Source organism: Enorma massiliensis phI, assembly GCF_000311845.1.
Classification (GTDB): domain Bacteria; phylum Actinomycetota; class Coriobacteriia; order Coriobacteriales; family Coriobacteriaceae; genus Enorma; species Enorma massiliensis.
Window position 1 is genome coordinate 532,699 of sequence record NZ_HE978575.1, and the last position, 23,934, is coordinate 556,632.

Genomic DNA, 23,934 nt, shown 5'->3' on the forward strand with positions numbered 1-23,934 from the left:
TTCCTATTGTGATTCCTCAGCTGGCCATTTTTCGTCAATATGCGTTCTAGGGATGCGAGAAAGGGCGCCTTGCTTATACTGAGCGGAGCATGGAAACGAGAAATACGCAGGAAAGCGCTGAGTGATGGACCTGCGAGAACGACTCGCGCGGCGGAAGGGCGGCAAAACCGTCTCACAGAGCCCGCAAAAAGACGAAAACTAGCCATTATTAGCCGTTGGGTGCTGCGGGCGATTACTTGGATCGGCCTAGACGGCCAGCCCGGCTCGCTCCCCGTGCCCAAGGCGTGAAACGCGGTGCAGAATTACACGAACGCCAGCACGACCGCGAACACCACGGCTGGAAGCATGTTGGCCGTCTTGAACGTTTTCTCCCAGATGAGGTTCACGCCCACGCAGAAGATAAGAATCGAGCCCACGAGCGAGAGGTTTGCGAGGGCCTCGGCAGTCATGAGGGGCTGGATGAGCCGAGCGAGCAAGGTAATGGATCCCTGGAACACACCCACGGGCAGAGCGGAAAAGATGCATCCGCGACCCATCGATGCGGTCATGACGCAGACGATGAGTGAGTCGAGTGCGCCCTTGAGCGCGAGGGTGGACCAATCACCGGTAAGGCCGTCTTGAATGGATCCAACGATGGCCATCGCCCCGATGCATACGGTGAGCGAGGCGGTTACGAAGGCGTTCACGAACGCGGGGTCTCCGGCGTTGCCCGTGCGCTCTTTGAGCCAAATTCCGAGCCGCTCGAATTTACCGTCGAGGTCGACGAGCTCTCCAACGAGCGCGCCCGCTGCAAACGAACCAACGATCAACATGGAGCCACCACTCACGAGTGCGCCGTCCTGGCCAAGCGAAAGCATGCCGGCGAGCGCGCCCGAGAGACCCACGAAGAGCACGCTCAGCCCTGTGGCCTTCATGAGGGTTTCCTGTACGTGCGGGGTGAAAAGCCTGCCGCCAACGGTGCCCACCAAACCGCCGGCAAGAATCAAAGCCACGTTGATGATTGTGCCCAGTCCGATCACGCCGTCCCCGCCTTCCTGCATAGTGCAGCCGGTTCCGCAGAGCAGCAGGCGAATGAAGCCGATACATGGAGCGGCCCTGTGGAGCGGATAGTATGGTTGCGGAAGATAATGTAGCCGCCCTTGGGCTCGCGCGCAAGCTCGGGGCATGCGGCTTCGACTGGGTGCTTTCGGGGAAGCTGGTGGCGTGGCAAGCTCGGGGCATGCGGCTTCGTCATGCGTCACCCCGCCCCGGCGCGCGGCCGAGACGGGGTGTTCTACGGGCGATGGCTTACGAGGCGCGGCGGGGCCTGGTTTAGCGTTGGTCAGCCGCGTCGCGGTGGCGCAAGATCCACCAGCCGGTTCCCGCTGCGAGCGCAATGGCCGCAAAGATCCCGGCGGCGGAGACAGCTCCCGTTCGGGCGAGCGGCGTGGGGCCGGGGGAGTCGGCGGGAGGGGCGTCATCTTGGGAGGGAGTCTCGACAGGCGCCTGTTCGACGCGGTCGGAATCGTGGTCCTCGAGGCCCTCGCCTTCGGTGGTGTTGCCGCCGTTCCGGTAGAGGTCAACGCGTGCGCTGTTCACGAGCTCCGTGTCGTCGCGGTACCTATCGGTCACCCTCATGTGGAGCACGAGCGGGGCTCGTTCCGCACCTTCAAGCTCATCTCCCTCGTGGGTTGGCGCGACGTTATCGACGTCGTCGCGCTCGTGCTTGAGGTCGTCGCGTCCCCACTCGTCGGTGCGCGAGGAGAAGCCCTCCTCAACGCGGCCGTACTCGAGGCGCACGGCGATCACCCTCTCGCCCTCCTCAAGGCCGAGGTCAGCCACGCTGAGCTCGGTGGCTTCGGTGGCGCTTACGTCCTGAGCCCACAGGCGCCAACCGGTGTAATCGATGGCTCGACTGTCGTCGCCAAGGGCTTCTTCGGTCGTCTCATGATCAAGCCAGGGGTTGGCGTGCCCATCGGAGCGTGTGGCGTTGGCGTCGCTCGGGTCGATGTAATCAGCTGACGTGGTGCTCGTGCGGTACCAGACGTTGAGCAGGCCGTCGTAGTCTTCGCCCGCGACGGGCGTCACGATGCCCGTGAGCTCGGCGAGGCCGTCCGATGCAGCGGAAAACTCGTCTGTCACGGTAAACTCGTCGACCCACGTGCTGCTTTCGTTCCGGAAGTCGACGGAATAGTCGTACGAGCCGTCATCGGATTCGGAGACCTCGGCACGCGCGGAGCCCGTGTCGGCATCGGTGTGGGGGTGGGTGGGGTCGGCGACCTCCTGGCGCTTGTCGATGGAGCCCTCGACGGTGATGGGTTCGTCGTACATGACCACGCGCTGTACCTCGCCGGTGGGCTCCACGGTGAAGTCGACCGCGGTCGTCTCATCGTAGCCGTGCGGAGCCATGAGCTCCACGAGCTTGTATGGGCCCGGCTCGAGTGCGTCGATGCGATGGTCGGTGCCATCGGAGGTCCAGCTTTCCACAACACCCCCGTCGGGGCGGATTACGGCCAGCTTGGCTCCCGTTACCTCGTCCTCGTTGGTGATATCGCGTTTGGAGAGGTCGATCTTGGTGTAGTCGTCCTCGATCTCGAGCGGGAAGCTCTCGAGCCCCTCGGTGAGACCGTCGTCGGCCACGGAGAAGTAGCGCACCCCTCCGTCCACGAGGAAGCCGTCCGGGGCGTCCGTCTCCTCGAGGCGGTAACTGCCGGGCGAAAGGTGGCGGATGGTGGCGGTTCCGTCATCGTCCGTCACGACCTCGATGTGTTCCTCGTCCGGTTTGAGCAGGTGGCTCGCGATGGTGAGCTTGCCGTCCGCATAGGAGCCGAAGAAGGTCTTTCCGGCGGTAAGCTCGACCCTGCCGGCGCCCTCGCCGCCGATCTCGAGCTCGTAGGCGCCGGCGGGGACGTCGGTGGCGATGAGTGCCCCGGCCCCCTCATCGAGCCTGAGCTCGTAGCTTTCCCTCTCAATCCGGCTGCGCGAGATATCGAGCCCGCCGAAGAAGAGGAAGGGCTCGGACCAGGAGACCTTGACGGCCTCGCCGGCCTCCACCTCGAGCTTCGATTCGCCGCCCATGTCGACCGCTTCGCCCTCGGCGTCCGTGAGGGCGATCTCGTAGGCGCCGGGGTCCACGGCGATGGAGCCCTCGACGTCGGCGGAGTAGCCGTCGCGGGAGACGGTCAGCCTGTATCCCTCGGGTACATCGGCCTCGATCGCGGCGTTGTCCACGGCCTCGGTGAGCGTGGCCGCGCCCTCGCCCTCTGTGCGCACGGCGGCCGCAGCCATGCCGTCATCGGGCTCGACATCGATCTCCTGGCCGGCCTCCCATGCCTGGAACGCGGCGCCAGCGAGTGGGTGGCCGGTCCCCATGATGTTCTTGTCGATCGTGACCTCGGTGTAGGCGTCGGCCACCTCGACCTCGACCTCCACGAGCGCCGTATCGTCGTCGGCGTAGGAGAGTGTGAACTCATGCGGCGTGGCGTCGAGCACGTGGCCCTTAGGCGCCTTGGTCTCGATAAACGCGTAGGCGGCGGAGCCGTCGCCCAGGTAGAGCTCACCGGTGGTGGCGGTGCCGTCCTCGCCGGTGGCCACGTGGTCGACGACCTCGCCCTCGGTGGCGCGCACGGTGCCGTCGGGGCTCACGACGTCCTCCATGGCGACGACGTCGAACTCCGCGCCCGCGAGCTCGCCCGCGCAGCCCTCGTCATGCACGTGGCCCTCATCGGAGCCGTCGGGGGCGCTGCAGAGCTTGGCCACGGTGGCGCGGCCCTTCGCCTGCGCGTCCGAGTAGGCGATGACCGCGGTGGGGACCGCGTTCTCATGGTCTCCGGACACGGTGAGCGCGATGTCCTCGCCGCCCGTGAGGTACGGCGCTGCCGCCGCGACCTCGTGCACGGAGTACTCGCCCGGCTCGAGGGTCTCCGGCAGCGTCACGCAGCCGCTCTCGTCGGTGGTGAACTCGGTGAGCTCGACGGGGTTGGGGTAGCTGTCCGTCATGGAGACGGGGTCGCCGTTCGCATCGAGGATCTGGAAGGTGAAGCCGGCGAGCGGCACGGCCTGCCCGGTCTCGGCGTCCTGCTTCACGATCTGGATGCGGGTGCTGATCGCCTGGTCGTTCAGGATGTAGCGCAGCTTCGCGCCGTCCGCCATCTGCTCGGCTGAGATGGTCCAGTCGCTCACCTTGTCGAAGCCGTCGGGCACGGTCTCGTCGACCTCGCGGACGGTGTAGCCGGCGGCGTCGTAGGGGAGGGCGCCGGAGACGCCCTCGGGGCGCTCGCCCTCGCCGAACCACAGCCCGTCCGTCTCGGCGAAGCCGTCCTCGCCGGTGGTGATGGAGCCCACCGCTTTGCCGGTGGTGTTGGAGACGATCTCGAAGCGGACGCCGGCAGCCGGCTCCTCATGCCCGTCGCCCTCATCCCAGGACTCATCGGCGCCCTTGAACTTGGCGACCTCGATGTCGAACGCGATCACGCTCTCCTTGAAGTCGTCCTCGGGTTCGAGCTCAACGATGCCAGACGCGGTCATTTGCTCTGAGCTCACGGTATACGTGCGAACGGTCGAATCGAGCTTGTATCCGGTTGGCGCTTTGGTTTCCACGACCGTGCAGGTGCCGAACGGGATGTCTTGGAAGACGAGCAGCCCGTCTTCGTTCGTCACTGCGGTCTGGATATGGCCGTTCGCATCGGCCAGCCGGTACTCAGCCCCTTCGAGCGTAGCCCCGGGCTGCGCCGCATCGAGCGTGGCGGAATCCTTCTTCTGGATAGTGAGCCGGACCGCACCCGGGCTATCCGCAAGCTCCTCGCTAGAATTGTTGCTTCCGGTGGTGAAGTAGTGGCGCTCGGTGTTGAGTTTGAACCCCTGCGGCGCTTTGGTCTCAACGGCGTAGTAGCGCTTGTCCTGCTGCAGCTGATAGCTCGCTTGTCCGCTCTCATCTGTCGTGATGGTGGCTATCTTCTGGTCGGTCGAGGCATCGTAGATGTCGTAGGTTGCACCAGCATACGCGTACTCGTCGTTGCCGGCGGTGAATTCGGCATCGGCGGAGACCTTGGTGAAGGTGACGGTGACGTCCGGCTTGACGGGGATGATGACGAAGATATTCTGCGCGGACCCGTCTGTTAGGTTCCGCCGCAGCCAGAGCGCGTCGTCCCACCAGCCGGATTGGCCGGCGTGCGCGCGGGCGTCCGCCACGAGGCGTTGGATCTTTGCGAGCTCCGCGGCGTTGGCGACGCGGCCGGTCGTGCTCCCGTCGTTGGTGGAGCGGTAGATGTTCGTATAGGTGCCGCCGTTGTACATGAGGGACTCACCCTCCACGGAGGCGCCCATGAGGAGGTGCTTGGTCACCTCCCATGCGGCGACGAGCTGGTCGCTTCGCCCGGAAAAGCCGTATGTCGCCTGGCCGAGTGCTGAGGTGGGCGCGTAGGCGGCGGCGTAGGCCATCGCGTGCGGGTCGAAGCTCGAGGAGCCCGTGACCCACGGGGCGGATGCGACGGGGCCGGAGTCGTGGGTGTCGTCGTAGGTGAACTGGCTCACCGGCACGGCGGGACCGTAGACATCGCCGGTGTCGGGGGTGCCATGGAACGGCTCTCCGCAGACGACCCATGTCCCGTCGGATAGATACCAGTTCGAGATGGGGGAGCGGTTGCTCGCTCCGATATCGCGGCGGGTGACGGTCACGTTCTGGTTGAACGAGGCCGGGATGTCCGCGAGTGCTTGTGCCGTCGACGGTGCGAGTGCCGCGACAACGGACAGCGCGACGAGGGCCACGGCGATCAAGGCGGCGGCAACCCCGTTCCAGCCGCCTCCCGCAGAGGCTGCAATTCGTCTTATCAGCTGCATTGCGATGCGCGGGCCTCCTCGCTTGAAGCCTCCTCGGCGCTTGCTGCTATGCATGGATACCTCCTATCGGTCTGTCGTTTCCTCCTAGCGGCTTCGCCCTGGAATCGTTGCGCTTGGGGCCGCTCCGCTTGGGATTCGTTTTGCCTTGGGCCGTTTCGTCCTGGGCTGTTTCGCTTTGGCGCTTTTGCGCGCCTATACCGCCACGCGGGCGATTGCCGACCCTTGGGTGAGGTCGAGCCCTGTGTTGATGAGGTCCAGCAGCTGCTTGCGCTCGCGTTTGGATGCTGTGCGCGGCGTGGAGGTCGACGTTCCCGCTGACTGGTCGTGTGTATCGGATGCGGCGTGCGCGTCGGGCTTGTTCGCCGCCATGCGCGCGATTCGCTTGACGGTGCGGTCGCGTGCCGCCGGACTCCGCAGGTCGGCGCTGGTGATGGGCACGATAGTGAAATCCGGAAAGGCGCTGAGGTCTGCGGGTAGGCTCGTTGGGTCGTCCACGATTTCAACGGCGATTTTCGCTGAGGGTAGATACACTGCCATGGCTCCTCCAATCACGCCGCCCGGCCGGTCCGGGCTCGCTGGCATGAACGCTAGGAGGTAGAACTGAACGATGTCCCAATGAATCTAAACAAAGTCTGAACCGCGCAGCTCAGAGGGGATGAAAATCGAAGTATGGAGGTTTTGCGCGCGGCGGCCACGCGCATTGTCGCGTCTCATGTTACTAATGAGCGACGCGGGCGAGGTCCGGCCATGCGGCAGCGCCGGTCCCGATAAAATTTCTAGCACGTGTCTCTATGCGTTCGCGGCGGCTGCTGCGAACGTGTTTGCCAGCCAGCATCGAGAAAGGGGGCGGGCCGTGGCTGCAACCTCGTTTGGTCCGACACCCACCATTCCGGCCATCATCAAGTTCTCGAGCGAATACGACGAGTACCGCGGCGATGAGTCGCGGAGCAGGGGGACGGCTGAGTCCCTATCGTTCCCACGGACCGAGGACGAGGTCCGCGCCATCGTACGCTCACTCAGCTCGGCGCGTACGCCTATCACGGTGCAAGGCGCGCGCACGGGCCTTGCAGCGGGCGCCGTGCCTCAAGGCGGGCATGTGCTCAACCTCTCGCACATGAACCGCCCGCTCGGCTTGCGCGAGGGGAACGGGCGTTTCTACCTGCGCGTTCAACCTGGTCTCGTTCTTTCCGAACTTCGAAAGTACCTTGCAGCAAAGGCATTTCCTACCGAGGATTGGGACGAGGCGTCGCTTACCGCCGCGCAGCGTCTTGCCGAGGCTCCGGAGCAGATGTTCCCCACCGATCCCACCGAGACCTCTGCTTGCCTGGGCGGTATGGCCGCATGCAACGCCTCGGGCGCACGGAGCTTTCGTTACGGTGCCATGCGCGGCCACGTGACGGCGCTACGGCTCGTGCTCGCAAACGGCGACGTGGTCGCGTTGCGCCGGGACGAGGTTCGCGCTCGCGGCCGGCATCTCATGCTCAAGACCGAGGGCGGCTCGACCATCGAAGCGGACCTCCCCACTTATCAGATGCCGCGCGCCAAAAACGCCTCCGGCTACTATGTTGAGGACGACATGGACGCCCTCGACCTTATCATCGGCTCGGACGGTACCCTCGGTATCATCACCGAGCTCGAGCTCGCCCTCATGCCGGCGCCTGCGGTGGTTTGGGCGGCGAGTTGCTTCTTTGCGACCGAGGACCAGGCGGTCGAGGCAACCATAGCTGCCCGCGCAGACCTCAAGCATGCGGCAGCGCTTGAGTACTTCGACCCAGCCGCCCTTGACGTGCTGCGCCGCGCCCGTGCCCAGGGCTCGGCCTTCGCGGCGCTCCCGTTGCTTCCCGAGCGCTTCGGCTGCTGCCTTTATGTGGAGCTCCAAGCACCTGTGGAAGATGAGGCCATGGCGGACCTCGAGCGTCTCGGCGCCATCGTGCGCGCGGCGGGCGGAAGCGAGAGGGACTCTTGGGTGGCCCGTACCGCCGTTGACCGCGAGACGCTCCGGTTCTTCCGCCATGCCGTTCCCGAGAGCGTGAACATGCTCATCGACGAGCGCCGCCGAGAAGAGCCTTCGATCACCAAGCTCGGCAGCGACATGTCCGTTCCCGACGACCGTCTGCGCGATGTCATCTCCCTCTACCGCTCGACGCTGGCCGAGGAGGGGCTCGAGTCGGCCGCATGGGGGCATATCGGCAACAACCACCTGCATGTAAATGTCCTGCCGCGCAATGCCGAGGAATACGCGAGGGGCAAGGCGCTCTTTGCGCGCTGGGCCAAAGATGTCGCGGCTATGGGCGGCGCGGTTTCGGCCGAGCACGGCGTGGGCAAGCTCAAGCGCGATTTCCTCACGACCATGTACGGCTCAGAGCATGTGCGCGAGATGGCGCGTCTCAAGCTTGCGTTCGACCCGGCGTGCCAGCTGGGGCGTGGCAACCTGTTCGATGCGGCGCTGCTCGATGAGGTTCGCAGGGAGGGCGCGGCGGTGCCCGAGGGCGCTGATGCCGCAGATGCTGGACCGGATGCCGCAGATGCCGGCCCCGATGCTTCGGGCACCGGACCGGATGCTGCAGACGCCGGCCCCGATACTTCGAGCGCCGACCTCGATGCTGCTGCCAGCCCCGATGCCGCGCCTGTTCCGTCGGCGGCTGCACCGGCAGATGCGTTAGCTAAAGCTATGAACACCGGGGAGGTGTCCTGATGCATATCGTGGTCTGTGTGAAGGCGGTTCCGAGCTCGACCGAGGTCAAGATGGATCCCGTCACTCATACCATCGTGCGCGACGGCCGCGAGTCGGTGGTGAACCCCTTCGATGCCGCCGCACTCGAGGTGGCGCTGGCTATCAAGGATGAGCGTGCTGCTACGGGCGAGGGCTGTAGGGTGAGCGTGCTTTCCATGGGCATTCCGGCTACGGAGGCGCTTTTGCGCGACGGCATCGCTCGCGGCGCAAGCGATGCGCTCCTTCTTTCTGATCGTGCGTTTGCCGGTGCAGATACGCTTGCCACGAGTTATGCCCTGTCATGCGGTATACGCGAGCTTGGCTCGGCGAGCATGAGCGACGTCGCCGCGTCCGGTGCTCCGGAGCACGAAGAAGCCACCCCCGGCCCCTCTCTTCCAGACCTCATCCTCTGCGGCAAGATGGCGGTCGATGGCGACACGGCGCAGATCGGGCCGGAGCTCGCAGGGCTCTTCGATATGCCCTGCGTCACGGACATGCGCGAACTGGTTGCGATTGAGCGGGGCCGCGTTACCGTGCGCCATGCGACCGATGCGGGCATCGAGCTCGTCGAGGTTCCGCTGCCGGCGGTGCTTACCGTGGCCAAAGACATCGCACAGCCTCGCATGCCGAGCATCGCGGGGGTACGCGCGGCCGCGGGCGCGCCCGTGGCGGTGCTCAGTGCAGCGCGCGTGCAGGCCGACCCCGCGCGATCGGGCCTTGCCGGTTCTCCGACGCAGGTCGTGCGGTCGTTTGTGCCCGAGCGTTCTGACGCGTGCGAGGTCTTGGAGGGAAGCGTGCCCCAGCAGGCGGCGCGCATCATCGCGTTAGCTGAGGAGGCGGGGCTATGAGCGGGCTTATGGTGGATGCCGCACGCTGCGTGGGTTGTAAGCGCTGCGAGCGCGCGTGCGCGTTCGGCGGCATCGTGGTCGAGGGCCGCCTGGCACGCCCGACCGACGCCTGTACGCTCTGCGGCGGGTGCGTGGAGGCGTGTCCGGTGGATGCGATTTCGATTGAGCGCGACGAGGCCGGAGAGGGGTCTGGGCGCGATCTCTCCGCTTATCGTGACATCTGGGTGATTGCCCAGGTTGATGCGGAGGGCGCGCTGCTACCGGTGGTCTTCGAGCTGGTCGGCAAGGCGCTCGAGCTCGCCGAAGCGCGCGGCTGCCAGGTGGTGGCGGTGCTTGGTGAGGCGGGACGAGCTCCTCGCCAGGCGGAGCGTCTTGCCGCGACCGGTGTTGCCGAGGTGATCCACACCGTGGATGAGCGCCTCGCGTATGCAGACGCCGAGGTGTTCGCGCAATGGATTTGCGCGCTTGCCGAAGAGCGCCGCCCCGAGGCGATGCTGTTCGGAGCGACGGCGTTCGGCCGCGAGCTTGCCCCGCGCGTGGCGGTGCGCCTGCAGACGGGCCTTACCGCCGATTGCACCGCGCTCGACATCGACCCCAAGACCGGAGCTCTGCTGCAAACGCGCCCTGCGTTCGGCGGCAACCTCATGGCTACGATCGAGTGCCCCGCGCATCGTCCTCAGATGGCGACGGTGCGGCCGGGCGTATTTGCGGCGCCTGAGCGCGTGACGGCCGGGGCGGGTACGGGCGCTGATCTTGCGGTAGGCATCATCACCCAAGCCCCCTTGGCTCCCGAGGTTGCGCCGCGCGTTGCCGTGCTTGGCATCGAGCCTGTTACCGGCGGGTCGATCGCGCAGGCAGAGCGGCTCGTGGTCGTGGGCAGGGGCATCGGGTCCAAGAAGAACCTCCCGCTCATGGAGCGCCTGGCAGAGCTGCTCCATGCTGAGCTCGGTTGCACGCGTCCGCTCGTGGAGGCCGGCTGGCTCGACTATGCCCACCAGGTGGGTCAAACGGGTGCGGCCGTCGCGCCGAAGCTCTTGGTGAGCATTGGCGTTTCGGGTGCTATCCAGCATTTGGCGGGAATCGGCGGTGCCGAGACGGTTGTTGCCATCAACGAGGATGCTGCAGCGCCCATCTTCGGCGTGGCAGACTATGCGGTCGTGGGCGATGCCATCGAGGTCGTGACCGAGCTCATCGCCCAGCTCGAAGCCCGCGACTGAGATGCGGAGCCGCGCGGCCACGACGGTCGCGTTGTTTGGCTCGGTTACACGAACACGAGGTTCACGAGCACCATATAGAGCGCGGTGCTTGCAAAGATGGCGACGAGCATGTTCTTCCGCCAAAGGTAGAGCCCGCCGGCAACGAGAATACCGAGCGCTTCGGGTATGCCATGCGAGCCGGTGAGCACGTCCACACTGCGCAGGCAGTAAACCACGAGCAGGCCGAAAGTCGCTCCAGGGAGCGCATTGCCCAGGTAGCGGATGTAGCGCGGCGCTGGACGGTCTGCGGGGAAAGCGAAGAACGGCAGGGCCCGGGTGAGCACCGTTGCAGCCGCGGCGGCGAGGATCGTAAGGATGATCTGCGTGGACGTCATCGCGCATCGCCCCCATGGTGCGCACCTGCGGCATCCGGCGTAGAGGCCACGGGCTCGTTCTCGCAGGTATCCGATGCAGGGGCCACGGGCCCGCTCTTGCAGGTATCCGATGCAGAAGTCATGGACTCGCTCCCGCACGCATCGTAGACCGGTTCGAGGTGGCTTCGCAGAACCGTAATCGCGGCAAGGATGAGTGCGAGCGCGGGGATCATGAATCCGTCAGGCCCAAAGAGCGCGAGTGCGACGAGCGAAGCCAGAATGCCCACCACGGCGCTCGCGTGGCTTGGATCTTTGGTCCATTGGTCGAGGAAGATTACCACTAACAGCGCCGTCATGGCGAAGTCGACGCCCGCCACGTTGAGCGCTGCCACGCTGCCCAGCACGCCGCCGAGCGTGCAGCCAACCACCCAGTACAGCTGGTTGAGCAGGCTCACGAAAAACATGAACCATCCTTCGTCCACGCCGGCCGGCGGGTGCGTCGAATAGTTGATGGAGAACGTTTCATCGCATTGCGCGAAGATGAGATACGGGCGTTTGCGCCCGAGGCCGCGGAACCGCTCGAGCATCGAGAGGCCGTAGAACAGGTGCCGCGCGTTAACGATGAAGACGGTGACGAACGCCTGAAGCGGCGCGAACGGTCCCACGAGCATCGAGGCCACGACGAACTCGGCAGAGCCCGCGAAGATAAGGCAGGCCATGAGCGTGGGCGTCCACCACGGCAGTCCGAGTGAGACGCTATATATGCCGCAGGTGATACCGAGGAAGACGAAGCCGGCGAGGATGGGAAGCGTCGGTGGTATGGCGGCGCGAAGCGCAGGCGAGATGGCACGAGGTCTATTGGTGTGCATCGCGCCGCTTGATGGAGCTGGGTGCAGTGGTTGATGGGGCACGGGGCGTTGCTCGCGTTTCTATTCAGTGCATAGTCAATGTCCCGTATCGTACACCATTTATTGCAGGGAGATACTGAATGAAGGGCCGCGGGGCAATCTGCTGCAGACGATCTATGCGCGGGCCAAGATTGAGAAGACTATGCTCCGTAAGTTTTTCGTAGCGCCGTGTGCTGCAGACACAATATTCCGAGGTCTTGGTCAAAAACACCATTTCGGTGGTACTTTCAAACATAAGAGGCACCCATTTTTACCTGTGGGTAGGCCTTTACGCGTTCAAAATTCGCTCACATCGACGAAATCAACGGAACGAGATGGCCTTTCAGCTTTCATGCGGCTATGCAATCGCTCTATTTTGGTGCGCGGCATACCACCGAAACGATATTTTTGACCAAGCGTACGAAAAGTTAGCGCATTGGGGGCGCGGGAAGTTTAGAACACCGCTGCCACGCGGGCGGGGAGGCCGGTGGCGCCTTCGATGTGCGGCCAGCTCACAAACACGATGGCACCCGTCGCAGGCACCTTGTCGAGGTTCGCCATGACTTCTACCTGCAGGTGGCCATGGTCGAGCACGTAGCGCTCGCAGGCAAGATCGTCGGCTTCCGCCGCCAGGAACGAGGCATCCGTGTCGAAGGTCTCATGCCCGTTCATCTGGATATCTCGTTCCTCATAGAGGAAGCGGAGCGCCTCCATCGACCAGCCGGGGCAGTGCTCGCCTCCGTCCTCGTCGAAGTTGTTGAGCGCGTCGTTATCGGGCCAGCGCTGGTACCAGTCGGTGCGTAGCGCCACGAAGGCGCCGGCGGGAATGCGCCCATGCTCAGCTTCCCAGGCTTCGATGTCTGCCACGGTTACGGCGGTGTCGGGGCCCTCGGCGGCGACCTTGCCGGTGAGGTCGATCACGCAGAGCGGCATGGCCATCTGCTCCACGCCGTAGGCCTCGGAGCCAACCTTGCCCGGTGTGAAGTGGCTCGGAAAGTCTACGTGCGTGCCGAACTGCCCGGGGAACTTGTAGGTGTGAATGCGGCAAGAGAGCATCTCTTCGTCGTAGTCGAAGACGGTCTTGCACAGTTCCACGGAGCCCTCGGGGATGCCCGCCCAGTACGGGCTGTCGTTCGTAAGCGGGTGAGTGAGGTCTACCCAGGTTCCTTGTTGCAGCTTCTTGAGTTCTGGCCAGAGGCTCATCTTGGTCTCCTTTCGACGGGGCGGGTGAGGGGCATGCGTACACGGCGTGTCGCATGCGGGGCGCTGCACCGCAAACGCATGCGATGCGACCGCGCATTTCCTCCATAGTACCTGTCATCGGCGCGTGAATACGCCGGTCCAGCCAAGTTCGAGGCTCGAGTCGGAAGGTTTTAACGAAGGTGCCGAGTAGACTCAGGCTTTGGACAACAAAACACCAGTTGGCATTAGTGCGAAACGGCGGCTTACTCGGCGATGTTCGAAAAACCTTCCGACTCGAGCCTCGAGTTGTCAAAGAGCTGGAACATGCCGGAGCCCATCAGGTGGGTTCGAGCATATTCCCGTTATTGGATGCCCGGAATGGAGGGGATCGTCGCGAGCCCGCGCTCGAGCTCCTCGTCGGTGGGGATGTGGTCCTCCAGCTCGCCGCGGTTGAACTTGTCGTAGGCGACCATGTCGAAGTATCCGGTTCCGGTGAGCCCGAAGAGGATCGTCTTCGCCTCGCCGGTCTCGCGGCACCGCTCCGCCTCGCGCATGGCCACAAGGATTGCGTGCGCGCTTTCGGGCGCGGGCAGGATGGTTTCCAGCTTGGCGAAGCGCTCGGCCGCCGCGAAGACGTCGGTTTGGCGCACGGCGACAGCATCAAGGTAGCCGTCGTGCTTGAGCTTGGAGACGATAGGGCTCATGCCGTGGTAGCGCAGGCCGCCCGCGTGGTCGGGGCTTGGAATGAAGCCGTTGCCGAGCGTATACATCTTGCAGAGCGGGCAGGTCTGGCCCGTGTCGGCGAAGTCGTAGGCATAGCGGCCCCGGGTGAGCGACGGGCAGCTCGCGGGCTCTACCGCGATGAAGCGCGTGGCCGGCCGTGCGCCTGTGAGCTTGTCGCGCATGAACGGGGCGATGAGCCCGCCCAAGTTCGAGCCGCCGCCCGCGCACCCGATGACCACATCGGGATATTCGCCCAGCTCGCGAAGGGCCTCGTAGCTTTCTAGCCCGATGATGCTCTGATGCAGCACCACTTGGTTAAGGACGCTGCCCAGCTGGTAGCGCCCGCGGTTCTCGGGCACATGCAGCGCGCGCTCCACCGCCTCCGATATCGCGGTGCCAAGCGAGCCGGACGAGCCCGGATCTTAGGCGAGAATGCGCCGGCCGACCTCGGTGGTGTCGGAGGGAGAGGGCGTTGCCCGCGCGTCGAAGGTCTCCATGATGTTGCGACGGTACGGTTTCTGCTCGTAGGAGCATTTCACCATGAAGATATCGAGGTCGAGCCCATAGTGAGCGGCTGCCTCGGCCAGTGCCGTGCCCCACTGCCCGGCGCCCGTCTCGGTCGTGATGTTGGTAATGCCCTGGGCATAGGCGTAGTAAGCTTGGGCGATGGCGGAGTTGAGCTTGTGAGAACCGCTCGTGTTGTTGCCTTCGAATTTATAGAAGATCTTGGCTGGCGTATCGAGCGCGCGCTCAAGGTTGTAGGCACGGCAGAGCGGGCTCGGCCGGTAGACCTTGTACATCTCTAGGACGGGTTCGGGGATGTCGAAGTACGGGGTGCCGTCGTCGAGCTCTTGGTCGATGAGTGCGTCGGCGAAAACGGGCGCAATATCTGGCTTGGTGGCGACAGCTCCGTTCGGCAGGCGCATGGGTTCGGGTTTTTCGGGCATATCGGCACGCAGGTTGTACCAGGCTTTGGGGATCTGGTCTTCGGTGAGGTAGAGACGGTAGGGATCGTGCTTGGATGCGGTCATGATGCGTCCTTTCTCATCCGGGGGCGCTGCCCGCCGGCAGTCGCTCCAAGCTCAGAATGCTCCCGCGTGCGCTGCGGCGATCGAAGAGGCTTGCTTTTCGCCTCGGCACACGTTGCCTGTTGCGCGCTATCAGGCGACATGCGTCGTTCGCCGGCAAAAAAGAAGGCCCCCGGATTACCGGAGGCCTTCCATGGTGTAGCGCGTTGGTAGGGGAGCCTGCTAATCCGAGAGAGACGGTATGCGCTTGTTCCACCACCAGGCAGCGGCCTGCTGCATCAGGTGCAGCGTATTGGCGTTGTTGACGATGGCGGTCATAGCGGAGCCTTTCTGTAGTCTCCATCGGATTGCGGACACTTTATCACGATAAAGCTGCGATGCAGCCGGCAACTAGAAATGTATCTCGAGCGTTTCCACCATCGATTGGCTCAGCGAGAAACGCAAAAGCCCGTCAAACAGGACGCGGACGCAACTTTTGAACACTCCACGGCGTGTGCCCTGAGTACAACCGCGATAGCTCATGAGTTATTAGCCCTCTGAGCTGCGCAATCTCTTGCTGCCCATCTGCCTTTACTCGTTCACTGTGCCCTGGAGTGCCCAAAAGTTGCACTCAGCGACGTTCCGGGTGCCTCAACGACACAAATGCTCGGCGGTTAGCTGAGCTGCTCGTCGATCCAAGCGCGCAGGTGCCCGTCCATGCGGCCGATGAGCGCGCGAGTGGCACGGTTGGTGTACGGGCGCGCTATGCCAAAAGGCGTGCTCAGCAGTTCGAACAGATATCCTTGATCGGCCATGATTTCGAGGCTTGCGGGGTAGACCAGTTCAAAGGCAAAGCAGGCGAGCCCCACCACGTGGTCCACGGCGGTCGATTGGTCGCTATAGCGGACGGTCTGGTGCGCGAAGAACGCATCCTCGGCAGCGGGCGAAATGTCGCCTGCGAGCAGCTCGTCTTCGGTTGCTCCCACGACGGTCTCGACGGTATCGGTGCACGAAACGCGCAGGATATCGATTTTGTCGGCATCGCGCACAAGATTGCAGAGCGCGCGCGAGCGAAGGTCGAGGTCGTCAGGAAGGCGAAAGTCGCTGTGGTGGCCTACTGCTGCACGGATGATCTCGTCGACCGAGGGCTCTTCGATAAAAGTGCGAACGCTGCCAGCGGTGCGCGCGTGGGCCAAGAACTCATCATCATGGGAGAGGGCTTCCGGTAGTGTGGCGTTCACACGGGCGAGCGAGCCGTCAAACAGGTGCCGCCCGTCCTCGAAAAGCACGTCGACGCCGATAGCCGCATGGCTGGCGGACATGCTGTCTTTGAAGGTGCCCCAACGGCGAAGCTGCTCGAATCGGCCGATGTCGTGCAGGAGTCCGCAGAGCCAGGCGAGGTCCGCGCCCGCCTGCGTGAAGCCCGATGCGCGAGCGATGTGGTCGCAAAGGTCGGCGACACGATAGGTGTGCTCCGCTTTGAGCGCGATGCGCGGGTTCTCCCGGTCGTAGGGGGCGAGGTATGCTTCGAACGCCGTTCGCGCCCGCTCGCGATCGATGGAGACCGTTGCCTCGTCGCTCAAGCTGCTGGCTTTATCGTTTGTCATATTGGTTACATCCCCGTTTCGCTGTCATCAAGCAACCATTTCCATGCGGAAGCTTGCACAATGCGCCGTCCGTTGTTCTCGTAAATCGTCTCATGTCCGCTCCCGACCAGAAGAAGCCCCTCTTCAAGGCCCGTTTCGTCGAGTGCTTCCCACAATGCTCTGAGTTCCCGCTGTGCCGTCTTTTCGTCTTCCATTGATTCGGTGACCTGGATCAGTCGAAATGCTTCCTGCTCGAGCGCATCGCCAACCACGAAGTCTATTTCATAACCATGTTGCTTCGTGTGAAGCATTGAGATGCCGCCATCGCGCATAGAGGGATGGCGTCGTCTGAGTTCAAGGTATACGGCGTCCTCGAGCCGCTGCCCGCGTTCGCACGCTCCTGCTCGGCTGCTTGCTAGGGCAATGCCTGGGTCAGCAGCGTAGATTTTTGGTCGCGTCGTACTCTTTTCTGAGAGGCTCAGCGAGAACTCTTTGACTTGGAAGACGAGATAGGCTTCTTCAAAATATGCGAGCAAGTCGGCAAGGTATGCACGACCGGTCGCAATTCCCGCCGAGCGCAAATCGTTCTCGATTTTTCGTAGCGAGATCTGCTTGCCGTTGAGCCCCATGAGCCTGCGAGCGAGCGCTGCCGCGACGCGTGGTCGCGCGATGTCATGACGTTCGACTACATCGCATGTGACGACGCGCTGAACATATGACTGAAGCAAAGCGATTGCTTGGGATGTCGGGAGGCCCTGCGCCGCAGGGAATCCTCCACGCGTGAGGTATTCGTCAAACATCGCCTGCATACGCGCGCCCAAGCGCGGAGAGAAATGCGGGCCTTTCAGCAATTCAGCGCCATCGGGTGTCATGGTAAGTCGCTCGCGAAACGAAAACGGTAAAAGCTCGAAGTCGATGGCGCGACCACGAAACTCGGTTGAGATTTCCGTTGAGAGCATTTTCGATGAGGAGCCACTGATGTAGATGGTAGCTTTAGTGGTATCAACGATGCGGCGAAGCCAGCTACCCCATTGCTTCATCTCCTGAAGCTCGTCAAAAAAGAGGTAGATGCCGTCGAGGTTAGCGCCTGCTTGTTGGGCGAGGTATCGAAACGCCTCGAGAACGGCGTCTCCCGTTTGTGGCGTGGCAGGGCTGATGCGATTATCCTCGAAGTTGAAGTAGCAGATAGCTTCAGCGGGAACTCCTGCTTCGAGCAGTGCATCCATTTCTTGGAAAAGGCGATATGATTTACCTGATCGGCGCATACCGGTTACAACCTTGACGAGATTTCCCGCCCGTGGCGGCAGCGCGTTACCTAGGTTGAGAGAGCGTGGAACAATGGGACGGTATGTATCAAGATCAAACTCTTGCAATATGCCGAGCACGGTTTGGTTCATAGCTACCTCCGCATAATTGGTAATAATATCTTACCAATTTCAGTATAACTGGTAAGTTCAAATTACCAATTAACAAGGTTTTAGCCGGGTGTTCTCTTGAGGGCTCGGATTACTTCGCTTCTGCAACGGGACATTCTAGGCAAACAACCGGTGTTTTTCTTAGGTTCACGCCCGTTCCAGCACTAAACACCCTGCAGTTAGCCCATATCGCCAGCTTCACTAGCATGATGCGCAGGGTCCCCCGCCCATGCTCCTGCGCAGTTTCGCAGAAAGGCCCAGCAGTGCTGGGCCTTTCGAGAATGTCTGAGCAAGGAGCATAGGCGGGGGACCCGCCGGGAGCACGTGCTATGCGAAGTACCCAACACCGCTCTCGAAGATCGGCATGAACTTCTCGCCCGGGACGTTGCGATACAGGTTTTCGCCACGGCGCTCGACATGCCCCATCTTGCCGAAGACACGGCCGTCCGGGCTGGTGATGCCTTCGATGGCAAGCACGGAGCCGTTCGGGTTCACCGAAAGGTCCATGCTCGGCATGCCTGTCTCGTCAACGTACTGGGTAGCGATCTGCCCGCCCGCGATGAGCTCGCGCTGGACGGCCTCGCTCGCCACGAAGCGGCCCTCGCCATGGGAGATGGCCACGGTGTAGGCCTCTCCGGGCTTGCAAGCGGAGAGCCAGGGCGAGAGGTCGCTGGCCACGCGGGTGCGTACCAGGCGGCTCTGGTGCCGGCCGATGGTGTTGAAGGTGAGGGTCGGTGCCTCGGGCGTGGCGTCCACGATGTCACCGTACGGAACGAGGCCCAGCTTCACGAGCGCCTGGAAGCCGTTGCAGATGCCGAGCATGAGGCCATCGCGTGCCTGCAGGAGGTCGCGCACGGCCTCGGTGACCTCGGGCGCGCGGAAGAACGCCGTGATGAACTTGGCAGAGCCGTCGGGCTCGTCGCCGCCGGAGAAACCGCCCGGGATCATGACGATCTGGCTCTCGCGGATGCGGCGCGCAAGCTCGTGCGTGCTTTCGGCCACGGCCTCGGGCGAGAGGTTGTTGATCACGAAGACGTCGGCCTCGGCGCCGGCGGCGCGGAAGGCGCGGGCGCTATCGTACTCGCAGTTGTTGCCGGGGAAGACCGGGATGATCACGCGCGGGCGCGCGAATTTCTCGCCTGCATAGGCCGGTGCGATGCGGCCCGTGTCGCTGCAGGTGAAGGTAAGCTGCTCCACATCGTCGAGCTTCTTGGCTTCCTCGGCCGGGGTGCGGTAGGGGAAGACGCCCTCGATGCCGCTTTCCCATGCTTCCTGCAGCTCGGCAAGGTCGATCTGCTCGGTTGCGGTTTCGAGCACGTAACCTTCGACCGTGGTGCCCAAGGGCTCGATCACGAAGGAATCTGCAGCGAGTGCATCGAGCGCCGCCGCATCCTCAACCTCAACGATGAAGCTGCCGTACATCGGCTCGAAAAGGCTCTCGATGTCGACGTCGTCGGCAAGCTCGAAGCCGATCTGGTTGCCCACGCACATCTTGAAGAGGGCTTCAGCGCTGCCGCCGTAGCCGGGGGTTGCCAGCGCCAGGGCGCTTCCATCTTGGGTGAGACACTCGATGGCATCGAAGACGGCGAGGAGCTGCGAGGGGTCGGGGCGATGGTCGTCGCCATACGAAGCGGGGGCGATGCGGAAGACCGGGTGCCCCGCGCCCTTGAATTCAGGGGAGACCGCATGGTCGGCACGGCCCGTGCTTACGGCGAAGCTCACGAGGGTGGGCGGCACGTCGAGGTCCTCGAACGAGCCCGACATGGAGTCCTTGCCGCCGATGGCGCCAACACCAAGGTCCACCTGCGCCATGAGCGCGCCGAGTACGGCTGCTGCCGGCTTGCCCCAGCGCTCCGGCACGTCGCGCAGGCGCTCGAAGTACTCCTGGAAGGAGAGGTAGGCGCGCTTGCGGGAGAAGCCCGCGGCCACGAGGCGGCTCACGCTCTCAACGACTGAGAGGTAGGCCCCCGCGAACTGGTCGGCTTCCATGAGATAGGGGTTGAAGCCCCATGCCATGGAGCTCGCGGTCGAGGTCTCGCCGTCGACGGGGAACTTCGCCACCATGGCCTGCGCAGGGGTGAGCTGGGTGCGTCCGCCAAAGGGCATGAGCACCGTGGCAGCGCCGATGGTCGAGTCGAAGCGTTCGGAGAGGCCCTTGTTCGAGCAGACGTTGAGGTCGGTTACGAGCGCGCGCATGCGCTCGGCGAGCGTGGCGCCCTCCCAAGCCGGCTGCCACACCTGGCGCGCCGTCACATGCACGCTCTGGTGCTTGGGTGCGCCGTTACTGGCCAAGAAGGCGCGGGAAAGGTCCACGATCACGTCGCCGTTCCATGCCATGCGCACGCGCTTCTCGTGCGTGACCTCGGCGATGACGGTGGCCTCGAGATTCTCCTCGGTGGCATACGCCATGAACTCGTCCACGTCGTCCTCGGCCACGGCCACAGCCATGCGCTCCTGGCTCTCGGAGATGGCGAGCTCGGTGCCGTCGAGGCCCTCGTACTTCTTCGTGACCTGGTCGAGGTCGATGTAGAGGCCATCGGCGAGCTCGCCCACGGCAACGCTCACGCCGCCCGCGCCGAAGTCGTTGCAGCGCTTGATGAGGCGGCAGGCATCGCCGCGGCGGAAGAGGCGCTGGAGCTTCCGCTCCATGGGGGCGTTGCCCTTCTGCACCTCGGCACCGTCCTTCTCGATGGACTCGACGTTATGCGCCTTGGAGCTGCCCGTAGCGCCGCCGATGCCGTCACGGCCGGTGCGGCCACCGAGCAAGATGATCTTGTCGCCGGGCGCGGGCTCCTCGCGGCGCACGTGGCTTGCCGGGGTGGCACCCACCACAGCACCCACCTCCATGCGCTTGGCAACGTAGCCGGGGTGGTAGAGCTCGGAGACCTGGCCGGTGGCGAGGCCGATCTGGTTGCCGTAGCTGGCGTATCCGGCGGCAGCGGTGGTCACGAGCTTGCGCTGCGGGAGCTTGCCCTCGAGCGTCTCCGCGACGGGGACGGTGGGGTCGGCCGCGCCGGTCACGCGCATGGCCTGGTACACATAGCTACGGCCGGAGAGCGGGTCGCGGATGGCGCCGCCGATGCAAGTGGCCGCGCCGCCGAAGGGCTCGATCTCGGTCGGGTGGTTGTGGGTCTCGTTCTTGAAGAGGAAGAGCCAGTCCTGGTCTTCGCCATCAACATCTACCGTGACCTTCACGGTGCAGGCGTTGATCTCTTCCGACTCGTCAAGGCCGGTGAGCTGGCCCGTGTGCTTGAGCCACTTGGCGCCGAGCGTGCCCATGTCCATGAGGCAGACGGGCTTCTCGTCGCGGCCCAGCTCATGGCGCATCTCCATGTAGCGGTCGAAGGCCTCCTGCACCACAGCGTCGTCGATCTTGACCTCGTCGAGCACGGTGCCAAAGGTGGTGTGACGGCAGTGGTCCGACCAGTAGGTATCGATCACGCGAATCTCGGTAATCGAGGGGTCGCGGCCCTCCTCGGTGAAGTATTCCTGGCAGAAGCGGATGTCGGCCGCATCCATGGCCAGCCCGCGCTCGGCGATGAAGGCCGCAAGGCCGGCTTCATCGAGTTCGCGGAAGCCATCGAGCACCTCGACGGGCTCGGGGTCGGGGGTCTCGGCTACCAAGGTTTCGGGCTTCTCGAGCGATGCGAGACGCGCCTCCACGGGGTTTACGACATAGTGCTTGATGGCGTCGATGTCGGCCTCCGAGAGCGCGCCCTCGAGGATATAGACCTTGGCGGAGCGCACCGTGGGGCGCTCTCCCTGGCTGATGAGCTGGATGCACTCGCTGGCGGAGTCGGCGCGCTGGTCGAACTGGCCGGGCAGGTATTCCACCGCGAAGACGGCTGCTGCGTCGGGGCTCGACGGCAGCTCGTCGTATGCGTGGTCCACCTGCGGCTCGCTGAACACCGTGGGGATGCACGAGCGGAAGAGCTCTTCGCTTGCTCCCTCCACATCGTAGCGGTTGATGAGGCGAAGGCCGGTGAGGCCCGTCACGCCAAGGATTTCCGTAAGCTCGCTCTTGAGTTGCTGCGCCTCGACGTTGAAGCCCGCCCTCTTTTCCACATAGATGCGAGAGACCATGAACCCTGCCCTTCGAATCCTGCTCGCGGAACCGTTCCCCCGAGCGGCTGCATACCGTCTCTATGATACGGCAGGTTGCCATGCATCCAGTTGGCGAAGTTGTCTGCTACAAATAACCCGCTGCTACGAGCGCGTTGCCGGGAGGTTGCTGTTTTCCCGCCGCCAAGTGCAGCACACGCGGAGTTGCGGGCGCCGATCCCCCCTCCCGAGCGCAGCAAATCTGGAGTTACCATCGGCGAGCGCAGCAGATCAGGAGCTAAGGCCACCTGCAGAGGCCGATAACTCCATATTTGCAGCGCTGGATGCGGATAACTCCATATTTGCAGCGCTGAGCGAGGGAGCTGCCTAAGAGAGCGAGGGGGATGACGTGTCGGGCCCGACCCGGGCGTGACTTCGCGGGGCAGTCCTAAAGGGCGAGGAGACGGCCTAAAGAGAGGAGGCGGCCCAGGACGGACTCGGTAGATGAGGGGTAGCTCTGGGCAGCTCAATCCCCGGCCGCGGGCAGGCGCCGGCAATTCCAGCCGGAGCAGCTCAATCTCCGGCCGCGGACCGGCCCCCGCCTCGACCCCCGGTCCCGCCTACTCGTTCTCCTCTGCGCCCTCGCTCCACGCGTCTACGTCTTCGATGCGGATCACGCTGGCAACGCTTGCGACCTCATCAAGCGCCTCGAGCGCAGAGCACACGCGCCGTACGTCGCGCTCGCGGGCCGTGTGCGTAAGGAAGACGACCGAGCAGGTGGTGCCGTCTCCGTCGCGCAGCTGGTTGATGGCGGAGATGGAAACGCCCGCGTCCGCGAAGGCCGCCACAACCGGAGCGAGCGTGCCCACGCGGTCGACGACGGAAAGGCGGATGTAATAGCGCGTCTCGAGCTCCTCGATGGAGCGAATCGGCGCGGTGCGGGGGAAGGGCTCGGGCTCGGGGCCCAAGTCGATCCCGCTGGCGATGCCGTTCGCGAGCTCAAGCACGTCGCCAACCACGGCGCTCGCGGTGGGGAAGGAGCCTGCGCCCGCGCCGTAGAACATGGTTTCGCCCACCGCGTCGCCCACGGCGAACACGGCGTTCATGGCTCCCGAGACGCCGGCGAGCATGTGGTCGGCGGGAATCATGGTGGGGTGCACGCGCGCGTCGATGCCCTCGGCCGTCTTGCGGGCGATGCCGAGCAGCTTGATGCAGTAGCCCATCTCGCGCGCCTGCTCGATGTCAGCGGCGGAGACGTTGCGAATGCCCTGCATGTACACATCGTCGGTGGTCACGCGGGTGTGGAAGGCGATGGAGGAGAGGATGGCCACCTTGCTCGCGGCATCGAAGCCGTCGACGTCGGCCGTGGGATCGGCCTCGGCGTAGCCCAAGCGCTGGGCGTCGGCGAGCACATCGTCGAAGTCGAGCCCCTCGGAAGCCATGCGCGAAAGGATGTAGTTGGTGGTACCGTTCAGGATGCCCGCGATGGTGAGCATGCCGTTTGCCACGAGCGCGTGCTCGAGCGCGTTCACGATGGGGATGCCGCCGCCCGCGGCCGCTTCGCAGCGAATCTGCACGCCGGCCTGTGCGGCAAGGCTTCCCAGGTAGTCGATGCGGCGGCCCAGAAGCGCCTTGTTGGCGGAGACCACGTGCTTGCCGGCAGCGATGGCGCTCTCGAAGATCTCGGTCGCAGGGTGATCGCCGCCGATGAGCTCGATCACGATGTCGATTTCCGGGTCGGCTACGACGTCGTGCCAGTCGGTGGTGAAGGCTTCGGGCGCGATGCCCAGCTCTGCCGCGCGCTCAGGTTCCAGGGCGCTGGCCATCTTGAGGCGCAGGTCGATGCCATAGGCGGAAAGGTATTCGTCGTGGTGGCGCGCGATGACGCGGGCGACGCCGCCGCCCACGGTTCCGAGCCCGATGAGTCCTACGTTGACGGTGCGGGTGGTGCTTGGCATTGCGTCTCCTTTGCATTCGAGGCTGCGTACGGGCTGGTCATCTGGCCGCGAGGGTGCCACCGGTGCCGCACCCGCAGGAGCTGGGTCCCGGCAGCGCGGGTTTTCATCGCGAAGGCTCCTCGACCATATCTGCCTAGTATTCTACCGAGGAATGGGGCATGCATGCGAAACACAGATGTAACACGTC

General features: G+C 64.1%; 13 protein-coding genes and 1 pseudogene. 3 read left to right on the forward strand and 11 right to left on the reverse strand.

What is annotated here, in order from left to right; all coding sequences use genetic code 11:
- Nucleotides 1-302: 302 nt before the first annotated feature.
- The 3 genes from HGEM_RS09020 to HGEM_RS09035 all read right to left on the reverse strand — a co-directional run bounded on the left by HGEM_RS09020 (nucleotide 303) and on the right by HGEM_RS09035 (nucleotide 6,354).
- On the reverse strand, nucleotides 303-1,019 hold the full coding sequence (locus HGEM_RS09020) for a DUF554 domain-containing protein (protein ID WP_019129109.1): 717 nt from the start codon (nucleotides 1,017-1,019) through the stop codon (nucleotides 303-305).
- 292 nt (nucleotides 1,020-1,311) lie between these two features.
- Complete coding sequence (locus tag HGEM_RS09030) at nucleotides 1,312-5,871, reverse strand: MSCRAMM family protein (RefSeq protein WP_019129110.1); 4,560 nt, start codon at nucleotides 5,869-5,871, stop codon at nucleotides 1,312-1,314.
- 138 nt (nucleotides 5,872-6,009) lie between these two features.
- Entirely contained in the window at nucleotides 6,010-6,354 is a 345-nt protein-coding gene (locus HGEM_RS09035; protein WP_019129111.1) for a hypothetical protein, read from the reverse strand.
- Between the two features lie 316 nt (nucleotides 6,355-6,670).
- On the opposite strand from HGEM_RS09035, the gene HGEM_RS09040 reads away from it, so the two are divergent.
- The 3 genes from HGEM_RS09040 to HGEM_RS09050 are packed head-to-tail and all read left to right on the forward strand — an operon-like array spanning nucleotide 6,671 to nucleotide 10,595.
- A complete protein-coding gene (locus HGEM_RS09040; protein WP_019129112.1) occupies nucleotides 6,671-8,512 on the forward strand; it encodes an FAD-binding oxidoreductase in 1,842 nt (613 codons plus the stop codon).
- A complete protein-coding gene (locus tag HGEM_RS09045) occupies nucleotides 8,512-9,378 on the forward strand; it encodes an electron transfer flavoprotein subunit beta/FixA family protein (protein ID WP_019129113.1) in 867 nt (288 codons plus the stop codon). The genes HGEM_RS09040 and HGEM_RS09045 overlap by 1 nt, the downstream gene beginning before the upstream one ends.
- Entirely contained in the window at nucleotides 9,375-10,595 is a 1,221-nt protein-coding gene (locus HGEM_RS09050; RefSeq protein WP_019129114.1) for an electron transfer flavoprotein subunit alpha, read from the forward strand. The genes HGEM_RS09045 and HGEM_RS09050 overlap by 4 nt, the downstream gene beginning before the upstream one ends.
- A 44-nt stretch (nucleotides 10,596-10,639) precedes the next feature.
- Here the strand turns inward: HGEM_RS09050 and HGEM_RS09055 are convergent, their stop codons facing one another.
- The 8 genes and pseudogenes from HGEM_RS09055 to HGEM_RS09090 all read right to left on the reverse strand — a co-directional run bounded on the left by HGEM_RS09055 (nucleotide 10,640) and on the right by HGEM_RS09090 (nucleotide 23,747).
- Nucleotides 10,640-10,969, reverse strand: coding sequence for a branched-chain amino acid transporter permease (locus HGEM_RS09055; protein WP_019129115.1), 330 nt, complete (start codon nucleotides 10,967-10,969; stop codon nucleotides 10,640-10,642).
- On the reverse strand, nucleotides 10,966-11,817 hold the full coding sequence (locus HGEM_RS09060) for an AzlC family ABC transporter permease (protein ID WP_019129116.1): 852 nt from the start codon (nucleotides 11,815-11,817) through the stop codon (nucleotides 10,966-10,968). The genes HGEM_RS09055 and HGEM_RS09060 overlap by 4 nt, the downstream gene beginning before the upstream one ends.
- A gap of 471 nt (nucleotides 11,818-12,288) precedes the next feature.
- The gene (locus HGEM_RS09065) at nucleotides 12,289-13,038 is read right to left on the reverse strand and encodes a cyclase family protein (protein ID WP_019129117.1); all 750 of its coding nucleotides are present in this window, start codon (nucleotides 13,036-13,038) and stop codon (nucleotides 12,289-12,291) included.
- 341 nt (nucleotides 13,039-13,379) lie between these two features.
- Nucleotides 13,380-14,771, reverse strand: a pseudogene (locus HGEM_RS10710) (TrpB-like pyridoxal phosphate-dependent enzyme).
- Nucleotides 14,772-15,421: 650 nt separating this feature from the next.
- Entirely contained in the window at nucleotides 15,422-16,354 is a 933-nt protein-coding gene (locus tag HGEM_RS09075) for an HD domain-containing protein (protein ID WP_035101653.1), read from the reverse strand.
- A gap of 5 nt (nucleotides 16,355-16,359) precedes the next feature.
- Nucleotides 16,360-17,730, reverse strand: coding sequence for an ATP-binding protein (locus tag HGEM_RS09080; RefSeq protein WP_019129122.1), 1,371 nt, complete (start codon nucleotides 17,728-17,730; stop codon nucleotides 16,360-16,362).
- Between the two features lie 345 nt (nucleotides 17,731-18,075).
- Nucleotides 18,076-21,831 carry a phosphoribosylformylglycinamidine synthase gene (locus tag HGEM_RS09085; RefSeq protein ID WP_019129123.1) on the reverse strand — a complete coding sequence of 1,252 codons (3,756 nt, stop codon included), beginning with the start codon at nucleotides 21,829-21,831 and terminating at the stop codon, nucleotides 18,076-18,078.
- Nucleotides 21,832-22,409: 578 nt separating this feature from the next.
- Entirely contained in the window at nucleotides 22,410-23,747 is a 1,338-nt protein-coding gene (locus HGEM_RS09090; protein WP_019129124.1) for a homoserine dehydrogenase, read from the reverse strand.
- Nucleotides 23,748-23,934 lie beyond the last annotated feature (187 nt).

Bases quoted from the DNA above. Each gene is read 5' to 3' on its own strand.
- HGEM_RS09075 (WP_035101653.1), bottom strand. From the start codon at position 16,354: ATGACAAACGATAAAGCCAGCAGCTTGAGCGACGAGGCAACGGTCTCC.
- HGEM_RS09030 (WP_019129110.1), bottom strand. From the start codon at position 5,871: ATGCATAGCAGCAAGCGCCGAGGAGGCTTCAAGCGAGGAGGCCCGCGC.
- HGEM_RS09065 (WP_019129117.1), bottom strand. From the start codon at position 13,038: ATGAGCCTCTGGCCAGAACTCAAGAAGCTGCAACAAGGAACCTGGGTA.
- HGEM_RS09050 (WP_019129114.1), top strand. From the start codon at position 9,375: ATGAGCGGGCTTATGGTGGATGCCGCACGCTGCGTGGGTTGTAAGCGC.
- HGEM_RS09085 (WP_019129123.1), bottom strand. From the start codon at position 21,831: ATGGTCTCTCGCATCTATGTGGAAAAGAGGGCGGGCTTCAACGTCGAG.
- HGEM_RS09060 (WP_019129116.1), bottom strand. From the start codon at position 11,817: ATGCACACCAATAGACCTCGTGCCATCTCGCCTGCGCTTCGCGCCGCC.
- HGEM_RS09045 (WP_019129113.1), top strand. From the start codon at position 8,512: ATGCATATCGTGGTCTGTGTGAAGGCGGTTCCGAGCTCGACCGAGGTC.
- HGEM_RS09080 (WP_019129122.1), bottom strand. From the start codon at position 17,730: ATGAACCAAACCGTGCTCGGCATATTGCAAGAGTTTGATCTTGATACA.
- HGEM_RS09090 (WP_019129124.1), bottom strand. From the start codon at position 23,747: ATGCCAAGCACCACCCGCACCGTCAACGTAGGACTCATCGGGCTCGGA.
- HGEM_RS09035 (WP_019129111.1), bottom strand. From the start codon at position 6,354: ATGGCAGTGTATCTACCCTCAGCGAAAATCGCCGTTGAAATCGTGGAC.
- HGEM_RS09055 (WP_019129115.1), bottom strand. From the start codon at position 10,969: ATGACGTCCACGCAGATCATCCTTACGATCCTCGCCGCCGCGGCTGCA.